Source organism: Neorhizobium sp. R1-B (assembly GCF_004368875.1).
In the GTDB taxonomy this organism is placed as follows: domain Bacteria; phylum Pseudomonadota; class Alphaproteobacteria; order Rhizobiales; family Rhizobiaceae; genus Neorhizobium; species Neorhizobium huautlense.
Genome location: NZ_SOEM01000008.1, coordinates 145833 through 167867 on the forward strand (window position 1 = coordinate 145833; position 22035 = coordinate 167867).

General features: G+C 60.7%; 21 protein-coding genes. 9 read left to right on the forward strand and 12 right to left on the reverse strand.

Features of this window, described 5'->3' with window-relative positions:
* Positions 1–14 precede the first annotated feature (14 nt).
* The gene (locus EDE05_RS13860; protein WP_134101546.1) at positions 15–1532 is read right to left on the reverse strand and encodes a diguanylate cyclase; all 1518 of its coding nucleotides are present in this window, start codon (positions 1530–1532) and stop codon (positions 15–17) included.
* 225 nt (positions 1533–1757) lie between these two features.
* Here EDE05_RS13860 and EDE05_RS13865 point away from each other — a divergent pair, with 225 nt between their 5' ends.
* Positions 1758–3125, forward strand: a complete 1368-nt coding sequence (locus EDE05_RS13865; protein WP_134101550.1) for a TIGR03808 family TAT-translocated repetitive protein — start codon at positions 1758–1760, stop codon at positions 3123–3125.
* Between the two features lie 103 nt (positions 3126–3228).
* Positions 3229–3876, forward strand: coding sequence for a glutathione S-transferase family protein (locus EDE05_RS13870; protein ID WP_112802620.1), 648 nt, complete (start codon positions 3229–3231; stop codon positions 3874–3876).
* Positions 3877–3882: 6 nt separating this feature from the next.
* Here the strand turns inward: EDE05_RS13870 and EDE05_RS13875 are convergent, their stop codons facing one another.
* The gene (locus tag EDE05_RS13875; RefSeq protein ID WP_134101554.1) at positions 3883–4779 is read right to left on the reverse strand and encodes a LysR substrate-binding domain-containing protein; all 897 of its coding nucleotides are present in this window, start codon (positions 4777–4779) and stop codon (positions 3883–3885) included.
* A gap of 104 nt (positions 4780–4883) precedes the next feature.
* Between EDE05_RS13875 and EDE05_RS13880 the strand changes: the two genes are divergently transcribed.
* A complete protein-coding gene (locus EDE05_RS13880; RefSeq protein WP_112802895.1) occupies positions 4884–5084 on the forward strand; it encodes a hypothetical protein in 201 nt (66 codons plus the stop codon).
* A 1-nt stretch (position 5085) separates the two neighbouring features.
* Here EDE05_RS13880 and EDE05_RS13885 read toward each other — a convergent pair whose 3' ends face one another.
* Positions 5086–5709 carry a glutathione S-transferase family protein gene (locus tag EDE05_RS13885; RefSeq protein WP_134101558.1) on the reverse strand — a complete coding sequence of 208 codons (624 nt, stop codon included), beginning with the start codon at positions 5707–5709 and terminating at the stop codon, positions 5086–5088.
* A gap of 69 nt (positions 5710–5778) precedes the next feature.
* Positions 5779–6135 (reverse strand): DUF4406 domain-containing protein, encoded by a 357-nt coding sequence (locus EDE05_RS13890; protein WP_134101561.1) that lies wholly within the window; start codon positions 6133–6135, stop codon positions 5779–5781.
* Positions 6136–6261: 126 nt separating this feature from the next.
* Here EDE05_RS13890 and EDE05_RS13895 point away from each other — a divergent pair, with 126 nt between their 5' ends.
* Positions 6262–7017, forward strand: coding sequence for a DeoR/GlpR family DNA-binding transcription regulator (locus EDE05_RS13895; RefSeq protein WP_134101638.1), 756 nt, complete (start codon positions 6262–6264; stop codon positions 7015–7017).
* Here EDE05_RS13895 and EDE05_RS13900 read toward each other — a convergent pair.
* Positions 7014–8021: an asparaginase gene (locus EDE05_RS13900; protein WP_134101565.1), complete on the reverse strand. Its 1008-nt coding sequence runs from the start codon at positions 8019–8021 to the stop codon at positions 7014–7016. The two genes, EDE05_RS13895 and EDE05_RS13900, sit on opposite strands and share 4 nt — an antisense overlap.
* Before the next feature lie 84 nt (positions 8022–8105).
* Between EDE05_RS13900 and EDE05_RS13905 the strand changes: the two genes are divergently transcribed.
* Entirely contained in the window at positions 8106–8843 is a 738-nt protein-coding gene (locus tag EDE05_RS13905; protein WP_134101569.1) for a DUF3750 domain-containing protein, read from the forward strand.
* A 73-nt stretch (positions 8844–8916) separates the two neighbouring features.
* Here EDE05_RS13905 and EDE05_RS13910 read toward each other — a convergent pair whose 3' ends face one another.
* The 4 genes from EDE05_RS13910 to EDE05_RS13925 all read right to left on the reverse strand — a co-directional run bounded on the left by EDE05_RS13910 (position 8917) and on the right by EDE05_RS13925 (position 12136).
* Positions 8917–9063, reverse strand: a complete 147-nt coding sequence (locus tag EDE05_RS13910; RefSeq protein ID WP_105371790.1) for a DUF1127 domain-containing protein — start codon at positions 9061–9063, stop codon at positions 8917–8919.
* Between the two features lie 204 nt (positions 9064–9267).
* A complete protein-coding gene (locus EDE05_RS13915) occupies positions 9268–10317 on the reverse strand; it encodes a class I SAM-dependent methyltransferase (RefSeq protein ID WP_134101572.1) in 1050 nt (349 codons plus the stop codon).
* Between the two features lie 165 nt (positions 10318–10482).
* On the reverse strand, positions 10483–11550 hold the full coding sequence (locus EDE05_RS13920; protein WP_132410488.1) for an alpha/beta fold hydrolase: 1068 nt from the start codon (positions 11548–11550) through the stop codon (positions 10483–10485).
* Positions 11551–11683: 133 nt separating this feature from the next.
* Positions 11684–12136: an Lrp/AsnC family transcriptional regulator gene (locus tag EDE05_RS13925; protein ID WP_132410486.1), complete on the reverse strand. Its 453-nt coding sequence runs from the start codon at positions 12134–12136 to the stop codon at positions 11684–11686.
* 119 nt (positions 12137–12255) lie between these two features.
* On the opposite strand from EDE05_RS13925, the gene EDE05_RS13930 reads away from it, so the two are divergent.
* Positions 12256–13236: a nucleoside recognition protein gene (locus EDE05_RS13930; RefSeq protein WP_132410484.1), complete on the forward strand. Its 981-nt coding sequence runs from the start codon at positions 12256–12258 to the stop codon at positions 13234–13236.
* A gap of 366 nt (positions 13237–13602) precedes the next feature.
* Here EDE05_RS13930 and EDE05_RS13935 read toward each other — a convergent pair whose 3' ends face one another.
* The 3 genes from EDE05_RS13935 to EDE05_RS13945 form a co-directional block, all read right to left on the reverse strand.
* Entirely contained in the window at positions 13603–14607 is a 1005-nt protein-coding gene (locus tag EDE05_RS13935) for an NAD(P)H-quinone oxidoreductase (protein ID WP_132410482.1), read from the reverse strand.
* A gap of 78 nt (positions 14608–14685) precedes the next feature.
* A complete protein-coding gene (locus tag EDE05_RS13940) occupies positions 14686–16491 on the reverse strand; it encodes an EAL domain-containing protein (RefSeq protein WP_112802599.1) in 1806 nt (601 codons plus the stop codon).
* 162 nt (positions 16492–16653) lie between these two features.
* Entirely contained in the window at positions 16654–17046 is a 393-nt protein-coding gene (locus EDE05_RS13945) for a VOC family protein (RefSeq protein WP_134101576.1), read from the reverse strand.
* Between the two features lie 251 nt (positions 17047–17297).
* Between EDE05_RS13945 and betC the strand changes: the two genes are divergently transcribed.
* From betC to betA, 3 genes are read left to right on the forward strand one after another with little or no spacing between them, the layout of a single operon-like run.
* Entirely contained in the window at positions 17298–18821 is a 1524-nt protein-coding gene (gene betC / locus EDE05_RS13950) for a choline-sulfatase (RefSeq protein ID WP_132410478.1), read from the forward strand.
* 1 nt (position 18822) lies between these two features.
* On the forward strand, positions 18823–20286 hold the full coding sequence (gene betB / locus EDE05_RS13955) for a betaine-aldehyde dehydrogenase (RefSeq protein ID WP_132410476.1): 1464 nt from the start codon (positions 18823–18825) through the stop codon (positions 20284–20286).
* Positions 20287–20296: 10 nt separating this feature from the next.
* On the forward strand, positions 20297–21949 hold the full coding sequence (gene betA, locus EDE05_RS13960) for a choline dehydrogenase (RefSeq protein WP_132410474.1): 1653 nt from the start codon (positions 20297–20299) through the stop codon (positions 21947–21949).
* Positions 21950–22035 lie beyond the last annotated feature (86 nt).

Consider the following 22035-nt stretch of genomic DNA (forward strand, 5'->3'; position numbering starts at 1 on the left):
CACGGTGGCGGAGGCTAAATTCCCTCGCCGCCGGATACGCGCAGTTTGTCGCGACCCATGTCCTTGGCTTCGTACATGGCGCGGTCCGCACGGGCGAGCAGGGCCTCCGGCGTATCGCCGTCCTGCGGAAAAAAAGCGACGCCCATGCTGCAGGTCGCAACCACGGAGTGCTCTTCGATGAAGAATGGCCGGGAAATCCCGGCCCGCAGTTCCTGCAGGCGGCGCAGCACGCCGAGATCATCGTGATTTGGATTGCTGAAGACGATCGCAAATTCGTCGCCGCCGAGACGGACCAGGAGGTCGCTCGCCCTGATGCAGCGGGCCATGCGGGATGACAAGGTCTTCAGAACTTCGTCGCCGGCGGCATGGCCGAGCGTATCGTTGATCTGCTTGAAATTGTCGAGGTCGATATAGGCGACGGTGACCTTGCGGTTTTCCCGACGCGCCTCATGCAACGCGCGGCCGAACTGCGTCCAGAACAGCGTCCGGTTCGGCAGGCCGGTCAGCGGATCATGGTGCGCCATATGCCGGATACGGTCTTCGTTGCGGGCGCGCTCGATGGCGATGCCGGCGATATCGGTCGCCATGGCCGTCAACTCCCACTCGAGTTCCGTCGGTTCGCGGCCGGCCTCTGAATAAAGTCCGAAAGTGCCTAGGACGACGCCGTCGGGGGCCATGATCGGCGTCGACCAGCAGGAACCCAGGGAAAATGCCTTCGCAAGCTCGCGATAATCCTCCCACAGCGGATCGGTCATCACATCCTTGACCACCACAGGGGCGCGTCTCCAGGCGGCGGTGCCGCAGGAGCCGACCTTCGGTCCGATCTGAATGCCGTCGATGAGTTTGGTATAGGCGGGCGGCAGATTTGTCGCCGCGCCGTGCCGCAGCCGGTCCGTTCCTTCCTCCAGAAGAAGGACCGAGGCGGTGACGCCGTCGAGTTCCTCCTCGACGGTGCGAACCAACGCGTCCAGCACCGCCCGCAGCGGCTGACCGCGGGCGATCATTTCCAGGAGGCGCGCGTGGCCGTGCCGGCGATCGTCCTGACGCTTGCGCTCGGTGATGTCCCTGGAAATGCCGACAAGGCCGACGATGTATCCATCCGCGTTGCGTAGCGGCATCTTCGAGGTAGTGAGCCACAATAGCCGGCCGTCCGGCAGCGTGATGCGCTCCTCGCGCCCTTCCACCGGCGTGCCGGTGGACATCACCTCCTGCTCGATCGCAAAGAGCTCACGGGCGGTCGCTTGATCCAGGATGTCGAAATCGGTCTTGCCGATGAGGTCAGAGCCGTCGTGAAACCTGCTGTTGCGACCGGCCGCGGCATTGGCAAAAACGAAGCGGCTGCGGCGGTCTTTCACGTAGATGAATTCGGGCAGTTGGTCGAGCAGGGTGCGCGTCTCGAGCTCGCGGGTCACCAAGGCAACGTCCAAATCGATATCGCTGTCGGTAGAAATACGCAGGAGGCGGCTGCAGAGTTCATCGAGCGGATCGGCCGCGTCGCTCCCAGCGACGCTATGCAACAGGGTTTCCACCATCCCTGTATCTCCTTTCAATCCGCTTCAAAATGCACAAGACCCAACGCCCCACTGCGGACAGTATGGCGGGAAAATCCTTAGCGGCGCTTAAGAACATTATGAAATTGCCATTCTTGAAGCCTCTAAAAAAGCCTTTTCGCCCCACTCTTCCAAGTCTATTTCGTAGTAAACCCATGCAAAGAACGCGCATGGCAAATGCTTTGCTAACGACGGGGAGCACGCCGGATGATTTCAAGACGCGCGGCATTGACCTTGATAGGTGCAGCCAGCGCCGGAATGGCGTCACATACCTTCGCAAATTCGTCGGGCCTGTCGCCCATGGACCTGCGGGGTTCGATCGATGTCAGCAAGCACGGCATCACGCCAGGTGGTGGCGACAGGCAGAGGCGCAAGCTCAACGAGATCATCGCCACGGCCGCCCGCCAGAACATGGCGGTCTTCCTGCCACCCGGAGACTACCAGGTCTCCAATCTCGATCTGCCCGATGGCACCCGCATCGCCGGCATGGCAGGTGCATCCCGCCTCGTCTATTCGGGCGGAGGGTATCTCATCAGGGGCGACGGCGCGCGGCGGATCGAACTTTCCAATATCGTCATCGACGGTGCGAACGGCCGGCTCGACGACCAGAGCCCGGCGATCGTTCGCCTGACCGGTGTCGAAAACGCGATTATAGACAGTTGTGAGATCATCGGATCAGGCAAGACGGCCATCTATCTCGAACGTTCCGGCGGCAGGATCGAAAGATGTCGTATCTCGGGCGCTGGGGAATACGGTCTTTTCGCAGTCGAAAGCAGCGGCCTTTCGGTCACCGGCAATACGATCTTCGACTGCGGCAACGGCGGCATCCTGATCCACCGCTGGAACAAGGGCAAAGACGGAACCATGGTCACCGGCAACCGTCTCTACCGGATCGGCGCCACCAATGGCGGCACCGGGCAATATGGTAATGCCATCAATCTCTTTCGCGCCGACAACGTGATGGTGGCGGGTAACCACATCTCGGAGTCGGCCTTCTCCGCCATACGCGCCAACAGCGCCTCGAATGCGCAGATCGTCAACAACCAGTGCTTCGGCTCCGGAGAGACTGCCATCTATGCTGAGTTCGCCTTCGAAGGCGCGATGATTTCGGGCAATGTCGTCGACGGTGCGGCAAACGGCATCTCCGTCGTGAATTTCAACGAGGGCGGCCGACTGGCGACCATCGCCGGCAACATCGTCCGTAATCTCAAACCCATTGGTCCCTATGTGCTGGATGAGGCGATCTTCGGCGTCGGCATCAGCGCCGAGGCGGATACGGCCATGACCGGCAATGTCATCGAGAATGTCCCGCTGTGGGGATTGGCGATCGGTTTCGGCCCTTACCTGCGCAACGTGCTCGCCAGCGGCAACATCGTGCGGCAGGCGAAGGTCGGCTGCGCCGTGACCGTCGTCGAGGGTGCGGGCAACGCCCTGATCGCCGGCAATCTCTTCGAACAGGTCAGGGACGGGGCCGTGGTCGGTCATCGCTGGAAACAAGCCGCCACAGCCGAACTCGGTCGTGGCGATAATACTGGATTTAAACATCTGACGATCGAGGGAAACAGGATCGTCTGAATTTCCATCGATCTAAAACTTTCATGACTGTCCAACGCGGATTGATCTTTTGTTTTTCGCAAGCGCGCCATAGCTTGCGCCGACATTTCAAAGAGGGACGATCATGCTGAAAATCTATGGGGTCTATCGCTCGCGGGCCACCCGCCCGCTCTGGCTTGTCGAGGAACTGGGCATCCCGTTCGAGCATGTGCCGGTGATCCAGGCCTACCGCCTGCCGGAGCCGATGGCCTCTGAGGCGCCGGTCAACACGCTCTCGGCCGAGTTCCTGGGCCTCAACCCGATGGGCTCAATCCCTTCCATGGATGATGACGGTTTCGTGCTGCATGAATCGCTCGCGATCTCGCTCTATCTTGCCCGCAAATACGGCGGGGATATCGGTCCGAAGGACATCAATGAAGAGGCGCTGATGATCCAGTGGTCGCTTTTCGCCGCCACCAGCATCGAGACGCCGGCGCTCAAAATCCAGCAAACGAAAGCGGATACAGACGACGGCAAATCGGAGATTGAGGTCGCAGCCCGCCTGCTCAAGCGGCCGTTCGATGTGCTGGAAAAGCACTTCTCCCAAAACAGCCATATGGTGGGCGGCCGATTCACCGTGGCGGACATCAATGTCGCGGAAATCGTTCGCTATGCCCAGGGACACTCGGCGCTCTTCGACAACCGCCCTGCGCTGAAGACGTGGCTCGAAACGTGCCAGGCCCGCCCGGCCTTCAAGGCAATGTGGGAGAAGCGTCTCGCCGAACCGGCGTAAGACCAATCATCCTTGCGTTTCCACGGGGGACGGCAGTTCGTTCTTCAGCCACGCCCTGAACGCCTTCACCTTCGCCGGCAATCGTGCGCCGGCGCGGGTGACGAGATAGTGCCCCATGCCAGTGCGGGCGCGCACGGAAAAAGGCTCGACCAGCCGGCCCTGCTCCAGCGCGTAGGTGGCAAGCGTATGCCAGGCGAGCATGACGCCCTGCCCCGCAATCGTTGCGTCGAGGCAAAGCGAAGCATCGTTGAAGACGTGGCGGGTGGCCATGCTTGACCCGTCAAGCCCGGCCTCCTTCAGCCATATGTCCCAGGAAAACATCGAGGGGCCGTCGATGATCGCCGGCAATTGCAGGATATCGCGCGGCTCTTTCAGTCTCTCGGCCAATGCCGGCGCACAGACCGGAAACACCGTCTGCTCGATCAAGAGCTCGGCATCGACACCGGGCCAGGTGCCGGGCCCGACGCGGATGGCGAGATCGATATCGTCGGTGCCGAGGTCAGCAAGCCTTGTGGTGGCATCGATCCTGAGGCGGATATCCGGATGCAGCGTGGAGAACCGGTCGAGCCGATGGACCAGGAAACGGGCCGCAAAGACCGGCGCTACCGAGATGGTCAGCAGCGTATCGTCTCGCCGCCTCCCGAGCCCGACCGCCTCTGACAAGGAGTGAAACCCGTCCGTCAGGCGGGCGAGCATGGGGCGCGCGCCGTCCACCGCCACCATGCCCCTCGGCAGGCGCTGAAACACCGGCTGGCCCAGCTGCGCTTCGGCCTTGATGACCTGCTGGCTGACGGCACCGATGGAAACGCCTAGCTCTTCCGCAGCCGCCTGCAACGAGCCGAGGCGGCCGACCGCTTCCAGCGCCCTCAATCCGTTCAGATGCACGAGGTTCAGGTTCTTCATATAGATTTTCTATATCGCTTGGTTTAAGAACTCAATTGCAAGCCATGCCTGCGGCGAGGATACTTCACCTGCAAATGATCACAAATTTGCGAAAGGTGACGATCATGACACGCCTGAAGATTTTCTTGAAGCTGAGGACCTGGTTGGAAACGACAGAAGCGTTTGCGGAGACGCAGACCTACGACCCGCTCCGCCACCCGGATATCCAGACCATGGATCTCAGGCAGCTTGCGGACCTGCCCTTCCCTGGGACCTATCACGCCGAACCGGCAACGGAGAGACCGCAATTGGCCGAATGCGCCTGAACTAGGCCGCAGTTTCTTCCGCCAGCGCCTTCTGAACGGCAGGCCGCGCCTTCATCCGCTCGAAATGACTCTGGACGCGCGGAAATTCGGCGATATCGACCTTATCGCCCTCAAGCCAGCCGGCTATCGTGAAAAGATAGGGATCGGCGACCGAATACTGCTCACCCAGCACATAGGGGCCGGCAAGAAAGTCGTTCTCGATCAGGCGGAAGCACTCGGCCATCGTCTGCGGAACCTTGCGCAGCATGTCGGCATGCGAGGACGGTTCATCGGCCCAACGGGCGCCGCGCCGCCCGTGAGCATGGGCGACGTGGACTGTTGAAGAGAGATAGGCGTTGAAGGCCTGCATGCGGGCAAACAGGAACGGATCGTCGAGCGGGGCCAGTCCGGCCTCCGGCACCGTCTGGGCGATGAAGGCAAGGATCGCCACCGTTTCGGTCAGCACCCCCTTGTCCGTGACCAGCGCCGGTACCCGCCCTTTCGGATTGATCTTCAGATAGGCCTCGGAGCGCTGCTCGTTTTCGGCAAACCTTATCCGCTTGACCTCATAGGGCAGGCCGGATTCGGCAAGGGCGATTTGGCTTGCGAGCGCACAGGTGCCGGGAGCGACATAGAGCGTGTACATGGCATCCTCCGTTGGGGGCATCCTACGTTTGAGGATGCCCTTTTAGCACGCCCCGGCCTGACGGAAAGGTCAGATCACGCCCGGAACGTCTTCCAGCCGGTACCAGACGGGACTCCCCCGCTCTGTCGCGATCCGCACGTCGTTGTCGGCACCCTTGGATTCGCCCGGCAGACGCAGCACGCCCTCGCAAAGCTGAAGCAGACGCTCCGCCGTTGGGTGGAAAATCTCCTCGTAGAGATCGTCGCCGACCCTCTCGCCGCCCGCCGCATGCCAGACCGGCAGCGCCACCCATTCGCCGATCATCGGCAGGTGACCCGCCTGGAACAGGGCGTAGGACGGGGCTTCCAGCCGCTTGAGGTTCTCGGCCATCTTCGCCGGATCGTCACCCGTTCCAGAACGATAGGGGCCGGCAATCAAAATCAACATCTTCGTTTCTCCACCTTATCCGCTCACATCGCAGAACCACACAAAATTGCCTGAATAACTTTACTTTCTGCCCATAATCAGGCATTCTTGCGCTTATTCATGCAATATCGTGCAGAGTCAAGAGCCATACTCACCAGCCAACGCAAAAGCCTCATCCTCGACATGCTGCGCCGGGAGGGGCAGGTGATCGCCAAACGGGCAGCGAAAGAGTTTGCGCTGTCGGAGGATACAATCCGCCGCGATCTGAGAGAGATGGCGGCCGAAGGCCTGCTCCGGCGCGTGCATGGCGGCGCCATGCCGGTATCGCCGGACCTGCCGGATTTTTCTGCCCGGCGAACGGTCTCATCCGACGTGAAGCAACGGCTCGGGGTCCGGGCGGCCGGATTGGTGCGGCAAGGCCAGATGATCTTTCTCGATGGCGGCACGTCGACTGCAGAAATTGCGCGGGCTCTCCCACGCGACATCCCCTTCACCGTCGCCACCCACAGCCCGACGATCGCGGCCGAGCTCGAACATCATCCGACGGCGGAAGTGATCCTGATCGGAGGCCGGCTCTACAAGCATTCCATGGTCGCAACGGGTGCTGCGGCGATGGCGCAGATCACGCAACTGCGGCCGGACATCTTCTTTCTTGGAGCCACCGCCCTCCATCCGGCGCGCGGCCTTTCGACGGGCGATTTCGAAGAGGCTGCGATCAAGCGGCACATCGCCGCCTCATCCGCGGAAACCTACGTCCTGATCACCGCGGAAAAGCTCGACGCCTCCTCACCCTGCACGATCATGCCAGTCTCCGATCTCGCGGGCATGATCGTGGAAAAGGGGATCCAGGAGGAGCGCCTGGCGCCCTATCGCGCGCAGGGCGTCAACATCATCGAAGCTTAGGCGAACAGTGCATCGGTGACGCGGATGTCGCCGACATGCATGCCGTTCCAGTTTTTCATCGAGCGGTTCGCCATCGCCATCAGCTTCGTCTCAACCTCGCCGCCCTTTTCGAAATAGCGGGAGACCAAAGCAAATATCATGGCCTCGGCGGCGCGCGTGGTGCCGTCCTCGCACTTGACCGCCATGGCGATCCCCTGCTCCGGCAGGGCCGCAACGAAGACACCTTCTGCACCCGTCTTTGCGAAGATCCTGCCGGGCGCGACCTGCATCAGCTTGGTGCAGGCCCGGCCGGTGCCCGCGACATAAAAGGGCTCGGCCATGCAGGCGTCGATCAGGCGGCGCGACGCCCTGGCTCGTTCGGTCGAAAGGGTAGCGCCTGTGGCCATCTTTGCAAAACCGTGGGCGAGCCCCTTCAGCGGCACCGCGTAACTTGGGATCGAACAGCCGTCGGTGCCGCAATTGTCATGACCGAGCACGGTGCCGGTCAGGCTTTCCATGACGTTGCGGATCTCCCGCTGCAGCGGATGATCGTAGCCGACATAACCCTTCACGTCCGTGCCGGCGTGGACGCAGGTGCAGACAAAACCGGAATGCTTTCCAGAGCAATTGTTGTGGAGCGCGCTCGGCTTGTCGAGCGAGCGGGCCTGGTGGATCAGCACATTCTGGTCGAAGGCCCAGTGCGCGCCGCATTCCAGGGCGGAGTGATCCCGGCCGGCTTTGGCAAGCATGGCGGCAGCGGTCGCCACATGGGCGTCCTCGCCCGAATGGGAAGAACAGGCAAGCGCCAGCTCGACATTGCCGAAGCCGTAAGCGTCCGCCGCGCCGCTTTCGATGAGAGGCAGAGCCTGCATCGCCTTGCAGGCCGAGCGCGGAAAGACACCCGCATCCGCATCTCCGAAGGAAAAGAGGATCTTGCCCTCCCCATCCACGACCACGCCGAGGCCACGGTGGCGGCTTTCGACCAGGTTGCCTCTGGTAACTTCGACGGTAACGGGGTTTTGCATGGCCTGTCCTGAAATTGCTGTTTTCAATGATCCATATCACCGGCTCATAAACCAGTCCGGCGGGACTTGCACGGGGCGCTTAGCATGAAATCCGTTAAACGGTTGTTTCTGATTATCTTCCTTGTCTACCTGCTGCCGACCTTCGCCTCGGCGGGATTGTGGGCGATCAAGGAAAGGCCGGCCAGGTGGAGCGACGCGCGATGGTCGTCGGCGGGCATACTGCCGGGGGCCGGCACGAGCGAGGACGCGGCGATCTACGTGTTTTCCGCCATGACCGGCGGATTGAAGGGTGCCGTCGCAAGCCATGCCTGGATCGTCACCAAGGCGAAGGGCGCGAAAACCTATACCCGCTACGACAAGGTGGGCTGGGGCTCGCCGATCCGCAAAAACCACCGGCCAGCGGACGCCTACTGGTATTCTAACGCGCCACAGCTCGTGGCCTCGGTCAAAGGCGCGAAAGCGGAACTGCTGATTCCGAAGATCGAGGGTGCGATTGCCGCCTATCCCTATGCGGAGCCGGGAGGCTACACGATCTGGCCAGGGCCGAACTCCAACACCTTTGTCGCCTATGTGCTGCGAACGGTACCGGAACTCGGCGCGGTATTACCGCCGCATGCGGTCGGCCGCGACTATCTCCCGGACGGGGAATTCGTCCATCTCGACGATGACTGGCGGGACCTGCATGTCACGCTGCGCGGTCTCGTCGGCTTTTCCGCCGGCCTGCGCAGCGGTTTCGAAGTGCATTTTCTGGGTCTGGTGGCGGGATTGGATTTTCCGCGGCCGGGCATCAAGGTGCCGGCTGTCGGGCGCATCGGAATTTGACGATCAGCTATGCGCAAAATGCAAAACGCCCGCGAACAAGCGGGCGTTTGACATACATGCAGTCAGATGGCGATCAGAAGCCGACGGCTTGGCGAGCAACGCGGCGGATATCGCTCTGTGCGATGCCGAGGTCGTTGAGTTCGCGCGGGGTCATACGGCCCAGTTCGGCAACCGTCTGACGGTACTTGCGCCAATTGTTGAGAGTGCGTGCGACGTTCATGATGGTTCCCCTTTCCTGGGATTTTCGAAGCCCAGCTGCCAGTCCTTGGCGCTTTCGTTTGCTTCGATGGCTGTTATATAGGCCCTCCCCGGTTGAACTGAAAGCGCACACTTGACACGTCACCCATGCGTTTTGCGCATGGGTCCTCAGATCGGGATGAAGCACCCGCCTTTCCATAATCGAAGGCGGGCGCCCCATCTCGTCTCAGGTCGCTTCAAGCACCATGTTGAGCGGCGTTTGAGCGGCCCGCCGGACATGCGTGAAGCCGCCCGACCGGATCACCTCGGTCAACCGGCGTTCGCCCGCTTGAGCGCCAAGTGCCAGTCCGGTCTCCTGGGCCAGCGAGGTGGGGACGCAGATCATCGTCGAGGCGGAGTAGTAGAGCCGGCCCACCGGATTGAGGTTTTCCTCAAGCGTGTCTCCGGCGGCAGGCTCAACGACCATCCACGTCCCGCCCTCCTTGAGGGCCTTACGGATATGAATCGCCGCAGCCTCCGGGTCGCCCATGTCGTGCAGGCAGTCGAAGCAGGTGATCAGATCGAAGTCGCGCCCTTCGAAGTCCTGGGCCCTCGCGACCTCGAAGTGCAGGTTCGCCAACCCGTGCGCCCGCGCATGGGCGGTCGCAGCAGCAATCGAGCCCGGATGGAAGTCGTAGCCCGTAAACTGCGAGCGGGGAAATGCCTGCGCCATCAGAATCGTCGACAGCCCATGGCCGCATCCGACGTCGGCGACCGTCGCACCCGCTTCGAGCTTGTCGATCACGCCGTTCAGCGCCGGCAGCCAGTCCTGCACCAGGGCATTGATATATCCCGGCCGGAACAGCCGCGCCACGGCACAGAACATGCAACTGGCCTGATCGCCCCAGGCGACGCCCCGGCCGGTCTTGAAGGCGGACTGCACCTTCGGCTGGTTCTCCACCATGGCGGCGGCGGTATCGAAAGCGCCGATCAGGTTGACCGGACTGTCCGGTTCTGCAAACACCAACGACTGCTCAGGCGTCAGCGAGAACCGCCCGCGCTCGTGATGCACATAGCCCGAGGCTGTTTGCGCCCCCAGCCATTCGCGCACGTAGCGAGGCGCACAACCGGCAGCCTCGGCAAGCTCGTCGGGTTTCGCCGGCCCGATCTCCTTGAGCGTCTTGTAGAGACCGAGCGCATCGCCGATCCGCACCAGCGGCACGCTGACTGCACCGCCGAGGTCGCCAAGGACGCGGCCTACCAGTTCGTCCAGCGTGGTTTCGTTGAGTTCTGTCATGTCGAATTCCCTCCCGGTTTTCGGGCGGCGTCCTGCTGCCCGTGGCCGGAGGATGCGCCCCGCCGCGACGGCGGGCATGAGGCGGCTGTCCCTTGCCGGCTGGAAAGTTCCCGGCTTGCAGGGACAGATGTCCCGTCGGCGCCGGGTAGCGACGGCAACCCTCGATCAGCCGGACGAACCGGACAGTGCTATGACGATCGCCTGGGAGCGGTTGTGCACCCCAAGTTTGCTGAAGATCACCGACAGCTGGTTGCGCACGGTCTTTTCGCTCTTGCCGAGGCGTCCCGCGATCGCATGGTTGTCTAGCCCTTCTGAAACGAGGTCGAGGAGCGCCGCCTCGGCCGGTGTCAGCCCAGCCTCGCGAATGGCGCGCGGCCGCATGGACTGGCCCTGCCCGAGGAAGGCGGCAAGTTCGGCCTGAAACACGACCCAGGCCGGTTCGTCCGGCAACAGCACATGGTTTTTGCTCTCAAGCGGCACGAAGCGTGCATCAGGGATCGCGGCTGCGAGTTTGCAGCCCTGATCGAACGGAACGCGTAAGTCACCACGGCTATGGGCGATCAAAGTGGGGACGGAAAGCGTGGCAGCAAGCTCCAGGACATCGATCCCCTGCATCTGCCAAAGCAACTCCGCGGCGACCTCGGCCGTTGCCGTTACCCGCTCGAGGTCGCCCCACCAGCGATGCTGTTCGGGCGTTCCGTTAGGGATGAAGAGATTGGTGAAGAACTGACAGAACGCCGGATTGTCGCGTCCCCAGCCGATGCGGATAAAATTGACAAGGGTTTCGGCTTCAAGCCGCTCAGCGTCGGTCTGAGCCCTGGTCCGGGCGCCCTGAGCGTAGGCATTCAGCAGCACCAGATGCGATACGCGTTCGGGATGCCGCCGGGCATAGGCGATCGCAAGGGCGCCGCCCTGCGAAAGACCGAGGAGGACAAAGCGCGGATCCTCGATCGAGGCCGCAACGGCGTCCAGATCCGCGTGCCAGGCGGCGATCGAGAGGTCGGCGACATGACGGTCCGAGAGACCGCAACCACGCGGGTCGTAACGCACAAACCGGTTGTTGGCCGAAAGCGCCTGGACCCAGGGCCGCCACACCGGGCTTTCGAGATCGTAATCGACATGGCTCAACCAGTGCGCGGCGCGCAGGATCACCTGCCCCTTCCCACATGACGCGACGGCGATCCGCGTGCCATCCGCCGAGGTACAGAACCTTATGGTCTGGCTAAGCTTCATGGGCCGAGAATATCGCAGCGCAAAGGTGCGTAACAGGCCCATCTCCCGAGCCAGATCGAAACGGTGCCCTGTGACGGACAGTCTAGATCGAAACGATGAGCCTTGTCGGCCGGATAACGCCACTCTGCCCGGGCTACAAAGGAATTGCGGTTTCATTCTTTGCAGTGCGAATGATCATCATCGTGAAGAACCTGGCCACATTTGTCTCGTCCCGAAAGAGACGATCACAAAGCGCATCGTATTCCTCCATATCGCGAAGATGCAGCATCAGGACGACGTCAACCTCCCCCGTTACCGCATAAGCCTGCGCCACCGCATCCTCTCTGGTTGCCCGATCGAAAAACTGGCGCATCTGCTGCTCGCTGTGCAGCTTCAATTCGACCGTCACCATTGCTTTCAACGTGCGCCCGGCACTGGCTGGATTAAGGATTGCGACAATCCTGTCGATGACACCCGTCTGGCGTAGCCGTCGAATGCGGCGCAGGCAGCTCGACGGTGAGAGCCCGACCTCGTCGGCCATATCCGCGTTCGTTCGCGATGCATCGCGCTGCAAAAGATTGAGGAGCTTCCTGTCTATCCGGTCCATACGCTTCTCCAAGGAGGCGCGAGAAGAATGCAATAAAATTGCATAACAGCGCAATATTTGACCGCAAATGCGAACGGCTCCGGTTTACACGATGGCTATAGCAGCATCAGGAAACAGGCATGTCAGCGCTCGAATTTACTCTCCGCAAGACCCGGGAAACCTTGCAAATATATTGGGAACTCGTTCGTATCATCGTTCCGGTCACGATAATGACCGAAGTGATGTTACGCATGGGCTTGATCGAGGCCATTTCGCCTGCCCTGGCACCAGTCATGGAGCTTTTCGGCTTGCCCCCGGAACTGGGATTGGCCTGGCTGACAGGCATGTTGGTCGGTTTATGGGGCGCGATTCCGATGATCTTCACGTTGGTGCCGCCGTCATCCTTGACGGTCGCGGACATCACCGTTTTCTCAGCGCTTTTGCTTTTCGCGCATGGTCTGCCGATCGAGCAGAAGATCATTCAAAAGGCGGGACCGGGATTTGCCATAACCACGCTGATCCGCGTCGCCGGCAGCGTGGTTTACGCCATCATGCTTCATCATCTTCTTGCCGCGACCGGCTGGCTGTCGCAGACCTTGGATCCGGCCTGGATCCCGACATCCGCCTCGACCGACTGGTGGGGATTCCTTACAGGCCTGATCGAGGCGCTCGTCTTCATGTTCCTCATCCTGACGGCGCTCGCCTTTGGACTGGAGATACTGAAACTGTCCGGGCTCATGGCTTTGCTGATGAGAACGCTCGCACCCTTTCTGCGCCTCGCCGGAATAAATGCCGAAACCGGGCAGTTCACCGCCGTCGGCCTGTTTCTGGGCATTTCCTATGGCGGCGGGCTGCTCATTCGCGAAGCGCGGTCAGGCCAGGTTTCGCCTCGCCAGGTGTTTATCTCATGCGTCTTTATGGGATTTGCCCACAGTATCATCGAAGACACTTTGATCGTCATGGCATTGGGTGCGGATGCCATAGGCGTGTTTGTCGGAAGGATTGTTTTCGCAATTTCTGCGACCGCCCTGATTGCCTATGTCGTTCGGTCAATTCCGGATCAAAGCTTTTTTGCATGGGCATTTCGGCGAGCGGACTGCCAGACGGCAGCAGGTCTTTAGAGGGGATTAAGCCTCCGCGGACGTTCCTCTATCGCCCAGAAATGGAAAAGGGCCGCTGCTGGCGACCCTTCCATGAGTTTTGGTCCGGTTGAACGAACCCGGGCGCTTTGTAAGCCGCCCGAAGGAAGATGAAGTTCAGGCCGAGGGCTGCCCCGTCAAAACCATCACCTTTCCATTGCCCGTTACGCAGACCGAAATCTCATTAGACATTGGATCACCTTCCTTTCATTACGTTGACGATGGGATGAAGGTAGGGGCCAGGCCCTGAGTCTGCAAGGCAAGTTATGTGAACGATTGCGTATATAATTGAGTTGCCAAACGATTTTCTGGCGCTATCATTCGCGAGCTTTCAGTCGAGAGCCCCTCTCAGCCGTCCAGGTTCAACACGATCTTTCCGATATGGCTGCTGCTTTCCATCAGCTGGTGCGCCTCTACGACGTCTGCGAACGGCAAGGCAGCGTGGATGACCGGCGCGACCGTCCCCGCCTCCAGCAGCGGCCAGACCTGGCCTGAGAGATCGTCGCGGATCGCCCGCTTTTCTTCCGCCGTTCGCGGCCGCATTGTCGAGCCGGTGACCGTCAGGCGCTTCACCATGATCGGGCTCAGGTTTACCTTTTCTGCCACATTGCCGCCGAGGAAAGCGATGATCGACAGGCAACCATCCTTGGCGAGCACGGAAAGGTTCTTTTCGAAATAGGCAGCGCCGATCATGTCGAGGACGACGTCGACGCCCTTGCCGCCGGTTTCCGCCTTGACGACCTCGGCAAAGTCTTCGGTTCTGTAATCGATACCCCTGACGGCGCCGAGCCTTTCGCAGGCCTGGCACTTTGCCTTCGAACCCGCGGTGGCGTACACAGTTGCGCCAAAAGCGCGGGCGAGCTGGATCGCCGTGGTGCCAATGCCGCTCGTGCCACCATGGATCAACACGGTTTCGCCCTCGGTAAGCCCAGCCATCTGGAAAAGGTTGGCCCAGACGGTAAAGAAGGTCTCGCAAAGGGCCGCGGCCTTGACCGCGTCATATCCCTTTGGCCAGGGCAATGCCTGGCAGGCCGGCACGGCGCAGAATTCCGCATAACCGCCGCCATTTGCCAGCGCGCAGACCTTGTCGCCGATCCCGAAATCGCTGACACCGTCACCCAGCGCGACCACTTCGCCGGCAATCTCCAGCCCAAGAACGGGGCTGGCGTCCTTGGGCGCCGGATAATTGCCGCTGCGCTGCGCTACATCCGGCCGATTGACGCCCGCCGCCTCGACCTTCACCAGGATCTCTCCGGGCAGCACCGCCGGCAGAGGTCCGGTCGCAAGCACCATCACTTCAGGCCCGCCGAAAGTCGGCAGATCGACAAAACGCATTTGCGCGGGAAGCGACATGGCAGGACTCCTCTCAGTGGCTTGCCACTGACTTAGGACAGTCTGCCACCGACGGGAAGGCGACGTTCCGCCGCGCGGCTACTTTGCATCGCCGAAAATTGCAAAAACGAGGCCGCCGTCGTTGTCCTTCGCCTCCGCCTTGACGGCGGCAATCTCGGCGCCGATGCGGCTGACATCATCAAGCAGCAGGCCCTGCGGCAGTTCGAGCACGCCGATCGAACAGCGAAGCAGGGGGAAGTCGCGTTCTTCGCCGAAACGGTCGTGCCCGCGGATTTTCCCAGCCGCCCGTTCTTCCGACGAATAAAGCTCGATCACATCGTCATGGAAATCGGACAGAAGGCGCTCGAGGATCTCCGTCAGTTCGTCCCGCGTCCAGTCGCGCACGCCGATGAAAAAATCGTCGCCGCCCACATGGCCGAGGAAATCGTCATCCGAGAAAAAGTAGCGTCTGACCAGCGCTGCAAAAAGCGAGATCGCGTGATCGCCCATATGGAAGCCGTAATGATCGTTGAACGGCTTGAAATGGTCGAAGTCGCAATAGCAGAAGAAGCGGGTCTGTTCGTCGTCGCGGCCGGCTTCCTGCATGAAGTCGCGGATGGCGCGGTTGCCCGGCAGGCTCGTCAGCGGGTTCTGGTCCTGCGCGATCTTCAACTGCTTTTCGTTGACGACCTTGATGAGCGAGGCAGCCGAAACGACCCCGGCGTAACGCATGTTCTCCGTCAGGATGACGCAGGCGCTGTTGTCCATATTGGCAAACAGGCTCATCAGTTCCTCGGCTTCCGCGTCGAGCCCGATGATTGGCGCGCGGTCGACGAAATGGGCGATGGTGCGTTCGTAGACCTTGTTCTTCAAAAGATCGCGGCCGAACGGCTGATAGATATATTCCTTGAGGTGATATTCGTTGATGACACCGCGCGGTTCGCCATTGGCATTGAGGACGGGAAAGAAGGCCTGCCGGGGATTGCGGCGGAAAAGTTCGAAAACGCTGTCGATGCTTTCGTTCTCGTAGACGGTCGGCAGGTGTTCGATCTGCTTGCGGATGAGGATCTCGTCGAGCGACTGGCTGGAGCGGCGGGAACGGCCGATATCGGCAAGATAGGGAAACGACGGCTGTAACTCGCTGACAAAGGTGGTCGGCCGGGCGATGAACCAGCCCTGGACGAGGTCGACGCCATATTCGCGGCAGGCGAGGAATTCCGCCTCAGTCTCGATGCCCTCGGCAATCACCCGGATGCCGAGTACATGCGCGATGTTGACGATGTTCTTCACCAGGTGCCGCTTGCGCGGATTGCGGTCGATGCCGGCGACGAAATGGCGGTCGATCTTGAGATAGTCGACCGGATAGTCGCAAAGCAGCTTCATCTCGCCATGGCCGACGCCGAAATCGTCGATCGCAAGCTTGAAACCCTCCTTGCGCATCTGCGTCACCAGATCGGCAAATTCGGGTACGCTGGTATTGTCGAACCGTTCGGAAAACTCGAAACAAACCGAAGACGGCGCGATATTGGCCATCCGCAGGTGCTGGACGACCTTTTCGAGGAAGAGCTGGCCATGCGGGATCAGCCGGACATCGAGATTGAGGAAAAGCGTTGCGGAAGAATAGTCGGGAACGCTTGCAAACTTTGCAAGAGCCCGGGTCGCCATCATCTGCTCCAATGCCAGAAGCTGGCCGATCTCATGCGCCTGGTCGAGAAGTTCGGGCGGAGAAGAAAAGCCGATCCGCTCCTGGCCCCGCAGCAGGGATTCATAACCAAAGACGGAGCCCGTGCCGATCTCGACGATCGGCTGGAAAGCATTTTCCAGAACCAGCTTCCCCAGCGCGACCAGCTGATCGCTTGCGTATCGACGGAAGACGCCCGGTTCCAAAATGGCCGCAGACGACATTACTCATTACCCCACGCGCAATGGCCTAAAATTGCAGGTGAAGCTCCCACCAATTCCTCAAGAATCCCTTTCCCGAGGATGAAAGTTTTGTGACGATGAAAGATGTTTTTATTCAATATTTTGGGGAGTTTGGCAAGCGTGGCATCCGGCTATGGGCGGTTGCTAAGCGCCCGACGTAATATCGTCAGATGCAGGCTGCTCCTTCGTCGGTTCCCAAAGCTCGACCGGATTGCCTTCGGGGTCGTGAATGCGAGCAAAGCGACCAACTTCCGAATCCCACTCGGTGCGAGTTTCCACCGTGATCCCGCTCGCCGTCAGGCTTGATATGAACCCATTAAGGTCATCAACCCGAAAGTTGATCATCCATTGCTGTCCTGCTCGTCCAAAATAGTCGGTATTTTCAGAGAACGGACCAAAAATTGTTGCTCCTGCCTGTTGTTGCCATACCGACTTGTGCAGGTCGTCAATTCCAAGATGTTTCTCGTACCATTCGGCAAGCCCTACCGGGTCGGCCGCTTTGAAAAACACACCACCAATTCCAACGATCTTCGGCACGCAATTTCTCCCCTAACGTGGGAAGACAATGCCGCCGAGGGCATTCACATGCAACTCCAGATCGACCAAGGCGGCCTTCTGAGGCGGGTGGAGCGACCTTCTTCCTTGGGCATTTCGATTTCAGCAACTTCCCAATCACCCCCATCCGCGCTTTTGGGACAGGATGGTTCGCAATCCCTTCTTGATTGGCGACGGGATCAAAAATAACTCAATCTGGTGAGAAGACCGTCGCCAGAGAGTCGATTCCGCCAATGACCAAACCCAATATTCTGATCATCATGGTCGACCAACTGAACGGGACCTTGTTTCCGGACGGTCCGGCGGAGTGGTTGCATGCGCCGCATCTCAAAAGCCTGGCGGCGCGTTCGGCCCGATTTGTCAACAACTATACCTCTTCGCCGCTCTGCGCGCCGGCGCGGGCTTCCTTCATGGCCGGGCAATTGCCGAGCCGAACCCGCGTCTACGACAATGCTGCGGAATATGTTTCCTCGATCCCGACCTATGCGCATCACCTGCGCCGCGCCGGATATTACACCGCGCTGTCGGGCAAGATGCATTTCGTCGGGCCAGACCAGTTGCACGGCTTTGAGGAGCGGCTGACGACGGACATCTATCCGGCCGATTTCGGCTGGACCCCGGACTACCGAAAGCCTGGAGAGCGGATCGACTGGTGGTATCACAATCTCGGCTCGGTGACCGGCGCGGGCGTTGCCGAAATCACCAACCAGATGGAATATGACGACGAGGTCGCCTTCCTCGCCAACCAGAAGCTTTATCACCTCGCCCGCGAGCGTGACGATGCAGCCCGTCGGCCCTGGTGCCTGACCGTTTCCTTCACCCATCCGCACGACCCCTATGTGGCACGCAGAAAATTCTGGGACCTCTATGAGGATTGCGAACACCTTCTGCCGGAGGTTGGCGAAATACCGCTCGCGGAACAGGATCCGCATTCCCAGCGGATCATCTTTTCCTGCGACTACAAGAATTTCGACGTCACGGATGACCATATCCGCCGGGCGCGCCAGGGCTATTTTGCCAACCTTTCCTATATCGACGAGAAGGTCGGCGAACTGATCGATACGTTGACCCGCACACGGATGCTCAACGATACCTTCATCCTGTTCTGCTCCGACCATGGTGACATGCTGGGAGAGCGGGGGCTGTGGTTCAAGATGAACTTCTTCGAAGGATCGGCGCGCGTGCCGCTGATGATTGCCGGCCCGGGTATCTCCCCTGCCCTCCTTGCAGCGCCGGTTTCCAACCTCGACGTCACGCCGACACTCTGCGATCTGGCCGGAATTTCGATGGACGAGATCAAGCCATGGACGGATGGCGAAAGCCTGAAGCCGGTCATCGATGGAGGCATCCGCTCCGCACCGGTGCTGATGGAATATGCGGCAGAAGGCTCCTACGCGCCGCTGGTCGCTATCCGCGAAGGCAAGTGGAAATATATCCACTGCGAGCTGGACCCGGAGCAGCTATTTGATCTCCAGGCCGATCCGAAGGAGCTCAGAAACCTTGCCGCGGATCCGGCCTATACAGACGTGCTGGAGGATTTCAGAGCCAAGCGGAGGGCCAAGTGGGACATGGCCGCTTTCGATGCGGCCGTGCGGGAAAGCCAGGCACGGCGCTGGGTGGTCTACGAGGCGCTTCGCAACGGAGCCTATTATCCTTGGGACCATCAGCCATTACAAAAGGCCTCGGAGCGCTACATGCGCAACCATATGAACCTCGACAATCTCGAGGAATCCAAACGCTACCCGCGCGGAGAATGAGATGAAAGCCCAGCCGATCGCCAGCCATTTCATCGATGGCGAATATGTCGAGGATACCGAGGGCACTCTCATCGAAAGCCTTTATCCGGCAACCGGGGAGGTGATTGCCCGGCTGCACGCGGCAACGCCTGCCATCGTCGAACGGGCGATCGCTGCGGCCAAACGCGCCCAGCCAGAATGGGGGGCAATGAGCCCGACGGCGCGCGGGCGTATCCTCAAACGCGCCTCGGAGATCATGCGGGAGAGGAACCGCGAGCTTTCCGAACTTGAGACGCTCGACACCGGCAAGCCGATCCAGGAGACGATTGTCGCCGACCCGACCTCCGGGGCGGACAGTTTCGAGTTCTTCGGCGGGGTGATCGCCGCGGGCATGAACGGCAGCTATATCCCGCTCGGCGGCGATTTTGCCTATACCAAGCGTGTGCCGCTCGGCGTCTGCGTCGGCATCGGCGCCTGGAACTATCCCCAGCAGATTGCCTGCTGGAAAGGTGCGCCGGCACTTGCCGCCGGCAATGCCATGGTCTTCAAGCCGTCCGAGAACACGCCGCTCGGGGCGCTGAAGATCGCCGAGATTTTGCATGAAGCGGGCCTTCCCAAGGGACTCTACAACGTCATCCAGGGCGACCGGAATACCGGGCCGCTGCTGGTCAACCACCCGGATGTGGCGAAGGTTTCCTTGACCGGTTCGGTGCCGACAGGCCGCAAAGTGGCGGCAGCGGCTGCCGGGAGCCTGAAGCACGTGACGATGGAACTTGGCGGTAAGTCGCCGCTGATCGTTTTTGACGATGCCGATATCGACAGCGCCATCGGCGGCGCCATGCTCGGCAATTTCTATTCGACAGGGCAGGTCTGCTCCAACGGCACGCGCGTCTTCGTGCAGAGGAATCTCAAGGATGCTTTCCTGTCGCGGCTGAAGGAGCGGACGGAAAAGATCGTCATCGGCGACCCGATGGACGAGGCGACGCAACTTGGACCGATGGTCTCCTTCGACCAGCGCCAGAAGGTTCTGAGCTATATCGACAAGGGCAAGGCTGAGGGCGCGACGCTTCTGACGGGAGGCGGCATTCCCAACCACGTCACCGGCGAGGGTTATTACGTGCAGCCGACCGTGTTTGCGGACGTCACCGACGATATGACTATCGCCCGCGAAGAGATTTTCGGGCCTGTGATGTGTGTGCTCGATTTCGACGACGAGGAAGAGGTGATCGCCCGCGCCAATGCGACCGAATTCGGCCTGTCGGCCGGCGTTTTCACCGCCGATCTTTCTCGCGGCCATCGCGTGGCGGATCAGCTTGAAGCCGGCACATTGTGGATCAACACCTACAATCTCTGCCCGGTGGAAATTCCCTTCGGCGGCTCCAAGCAGTCCGGCTTCGGGCGCGAGAATTCGCTTGCGGCGCTGGAACACTATTCGGAGCTGAAGACGGTCTATGTCGGCATGGGCAAGGTCGAGGCGCCGTATTGAGGTTGACGGAATGAAAAGCGCAGATTTCGTCATTATCGGTTCCGGCTCGGCGGGGTCGGCGCTGGCCTATCGTCTGTCGGAGGACGGCAAGAACTCGGTGATCGTCATCGAGGCGGGCGGATCGGATTTCGGGCCGTTCATCCAGATGCCGGCGGCACTTGCCTGGCCGATGAGCATGAAGCGCTACAATTGGGGTTATCTTTCAGAACCCGAGCCGAACCTCAACAACCGGCGCATCACTGCGCCGCGCGGAAAGGTAATCGGCGGGTCATCCTCGATCAACGGCCTCGTTTATGTCCGCGGCCATGCGGAAGACTTCAATCGCTGGGAAGAGCTTGGCGCGACCGGCTGGGCCTATGCGGACGTGCTTCCCTATTTCAAGCGCATGGAGACGTCCGAGGGTGGCGAGGACGGCTGGCGGGGCACCGACGGACCGCTGCATGTCAAGCGCGGGCCGGTGAAGAATCCGCTCTTCCACGCCTTCATCGAAGCCGGGAAACAGGCCGGCTTCGAGCTCACCGACGATTACAATGGCTCGAAGCAGGAAGGCTTCGGGCTGATGGAACAAACGATCCACAATGGCCGCCGCTGGTCTGCCGCCAACGCCTATCTGAAGCCGGCGCTGAAACGGCCGAATGTCGAAATCGTCTATGGCTTCGCCAACAGGGTCGTCATCGAGAATGGCCGCGCGGTGGGCGTGGAGATCGAGCGCCGGGGGGGCGCCGAAACCATCATGGCCAATCGCGAGGTGATCATTTCGGCCTCCTCCTTCAATTCGCCGAAACTGCTGATGCTTTCCGGCATCGGTCCGGCGGAGCATCTGAAGGCTATGGGTATCGAGGTGAAGGCGGATCGGACTGGCGTCGGTGCCAACCTGCAGGACCACATGGAATTTTACTTCCAACAGGTCTCGACGAAGCCGGTGTCGCTTTATTCCTGGCTTCCCTGGTTCTGGCAGGGAGTGGCCAGCGCGCAATGGCTGCTTTCCAAAGGAGGGCTCGGCGCTTCCAACCAGTTCGAGGCCTGCGCCTTCCTGCGCTCGGCACCCGGTTTGAAGCAGCCGGACATCCAGTACCATTTCCTGCCAGTGGCGATTTCCTATGACGGCAAGGCAGCAGCAAAAAGCCACGGCTTCCAGGTCCATGTCGGCTATAATCTGTCGAAATCACGTGGAAACGTGACGCTTCGCTCGCCCGACCCCAAGGCGGATCCGGTTATCCGGTTCAACTACATGAGCCATGCGGAAGACTGGGAAAAATTCCGCCACTGCGTGCGGTTGACCCGTGAAATCTTCGGTCAGAAGGCCTTCGACCAGTATCGTGGTCCGGAGATCCAGCCCGGCGAGCACGTCCAGACGGACGAGGAGATCGACGCCTTCCTGCGCGAGCATCTGGAGAGCGCCTACCACCCCTGCGGCACCTGCCGCATGGGCCGCGCCGACGATCCCCTCGCCGTCGTCGATCCGGAATGTCGGGTGATCGGCGTGGAACGATTGCGCGTTGCCGACAGTTCGATCTTCCCGCATGTCACCTACGGCAATCTCAACGGTCCGTCGATCATGACTGGCGAGAAGGCCGCCGACCATATCCTTGGCAGACAGCCTCTGCCCCGCAGCAATCAGGAGCCCTGGATCAATCCGAGAGCCGCTGTGAGCGACCGGTAGTCAGTGGCCAACGCTGTCGAGAAAATTCCGGGTGTCTCCCAAGCGCCTGCGGCGGCGAGCCATGATGCCGGGCCATTCGTTCGAGG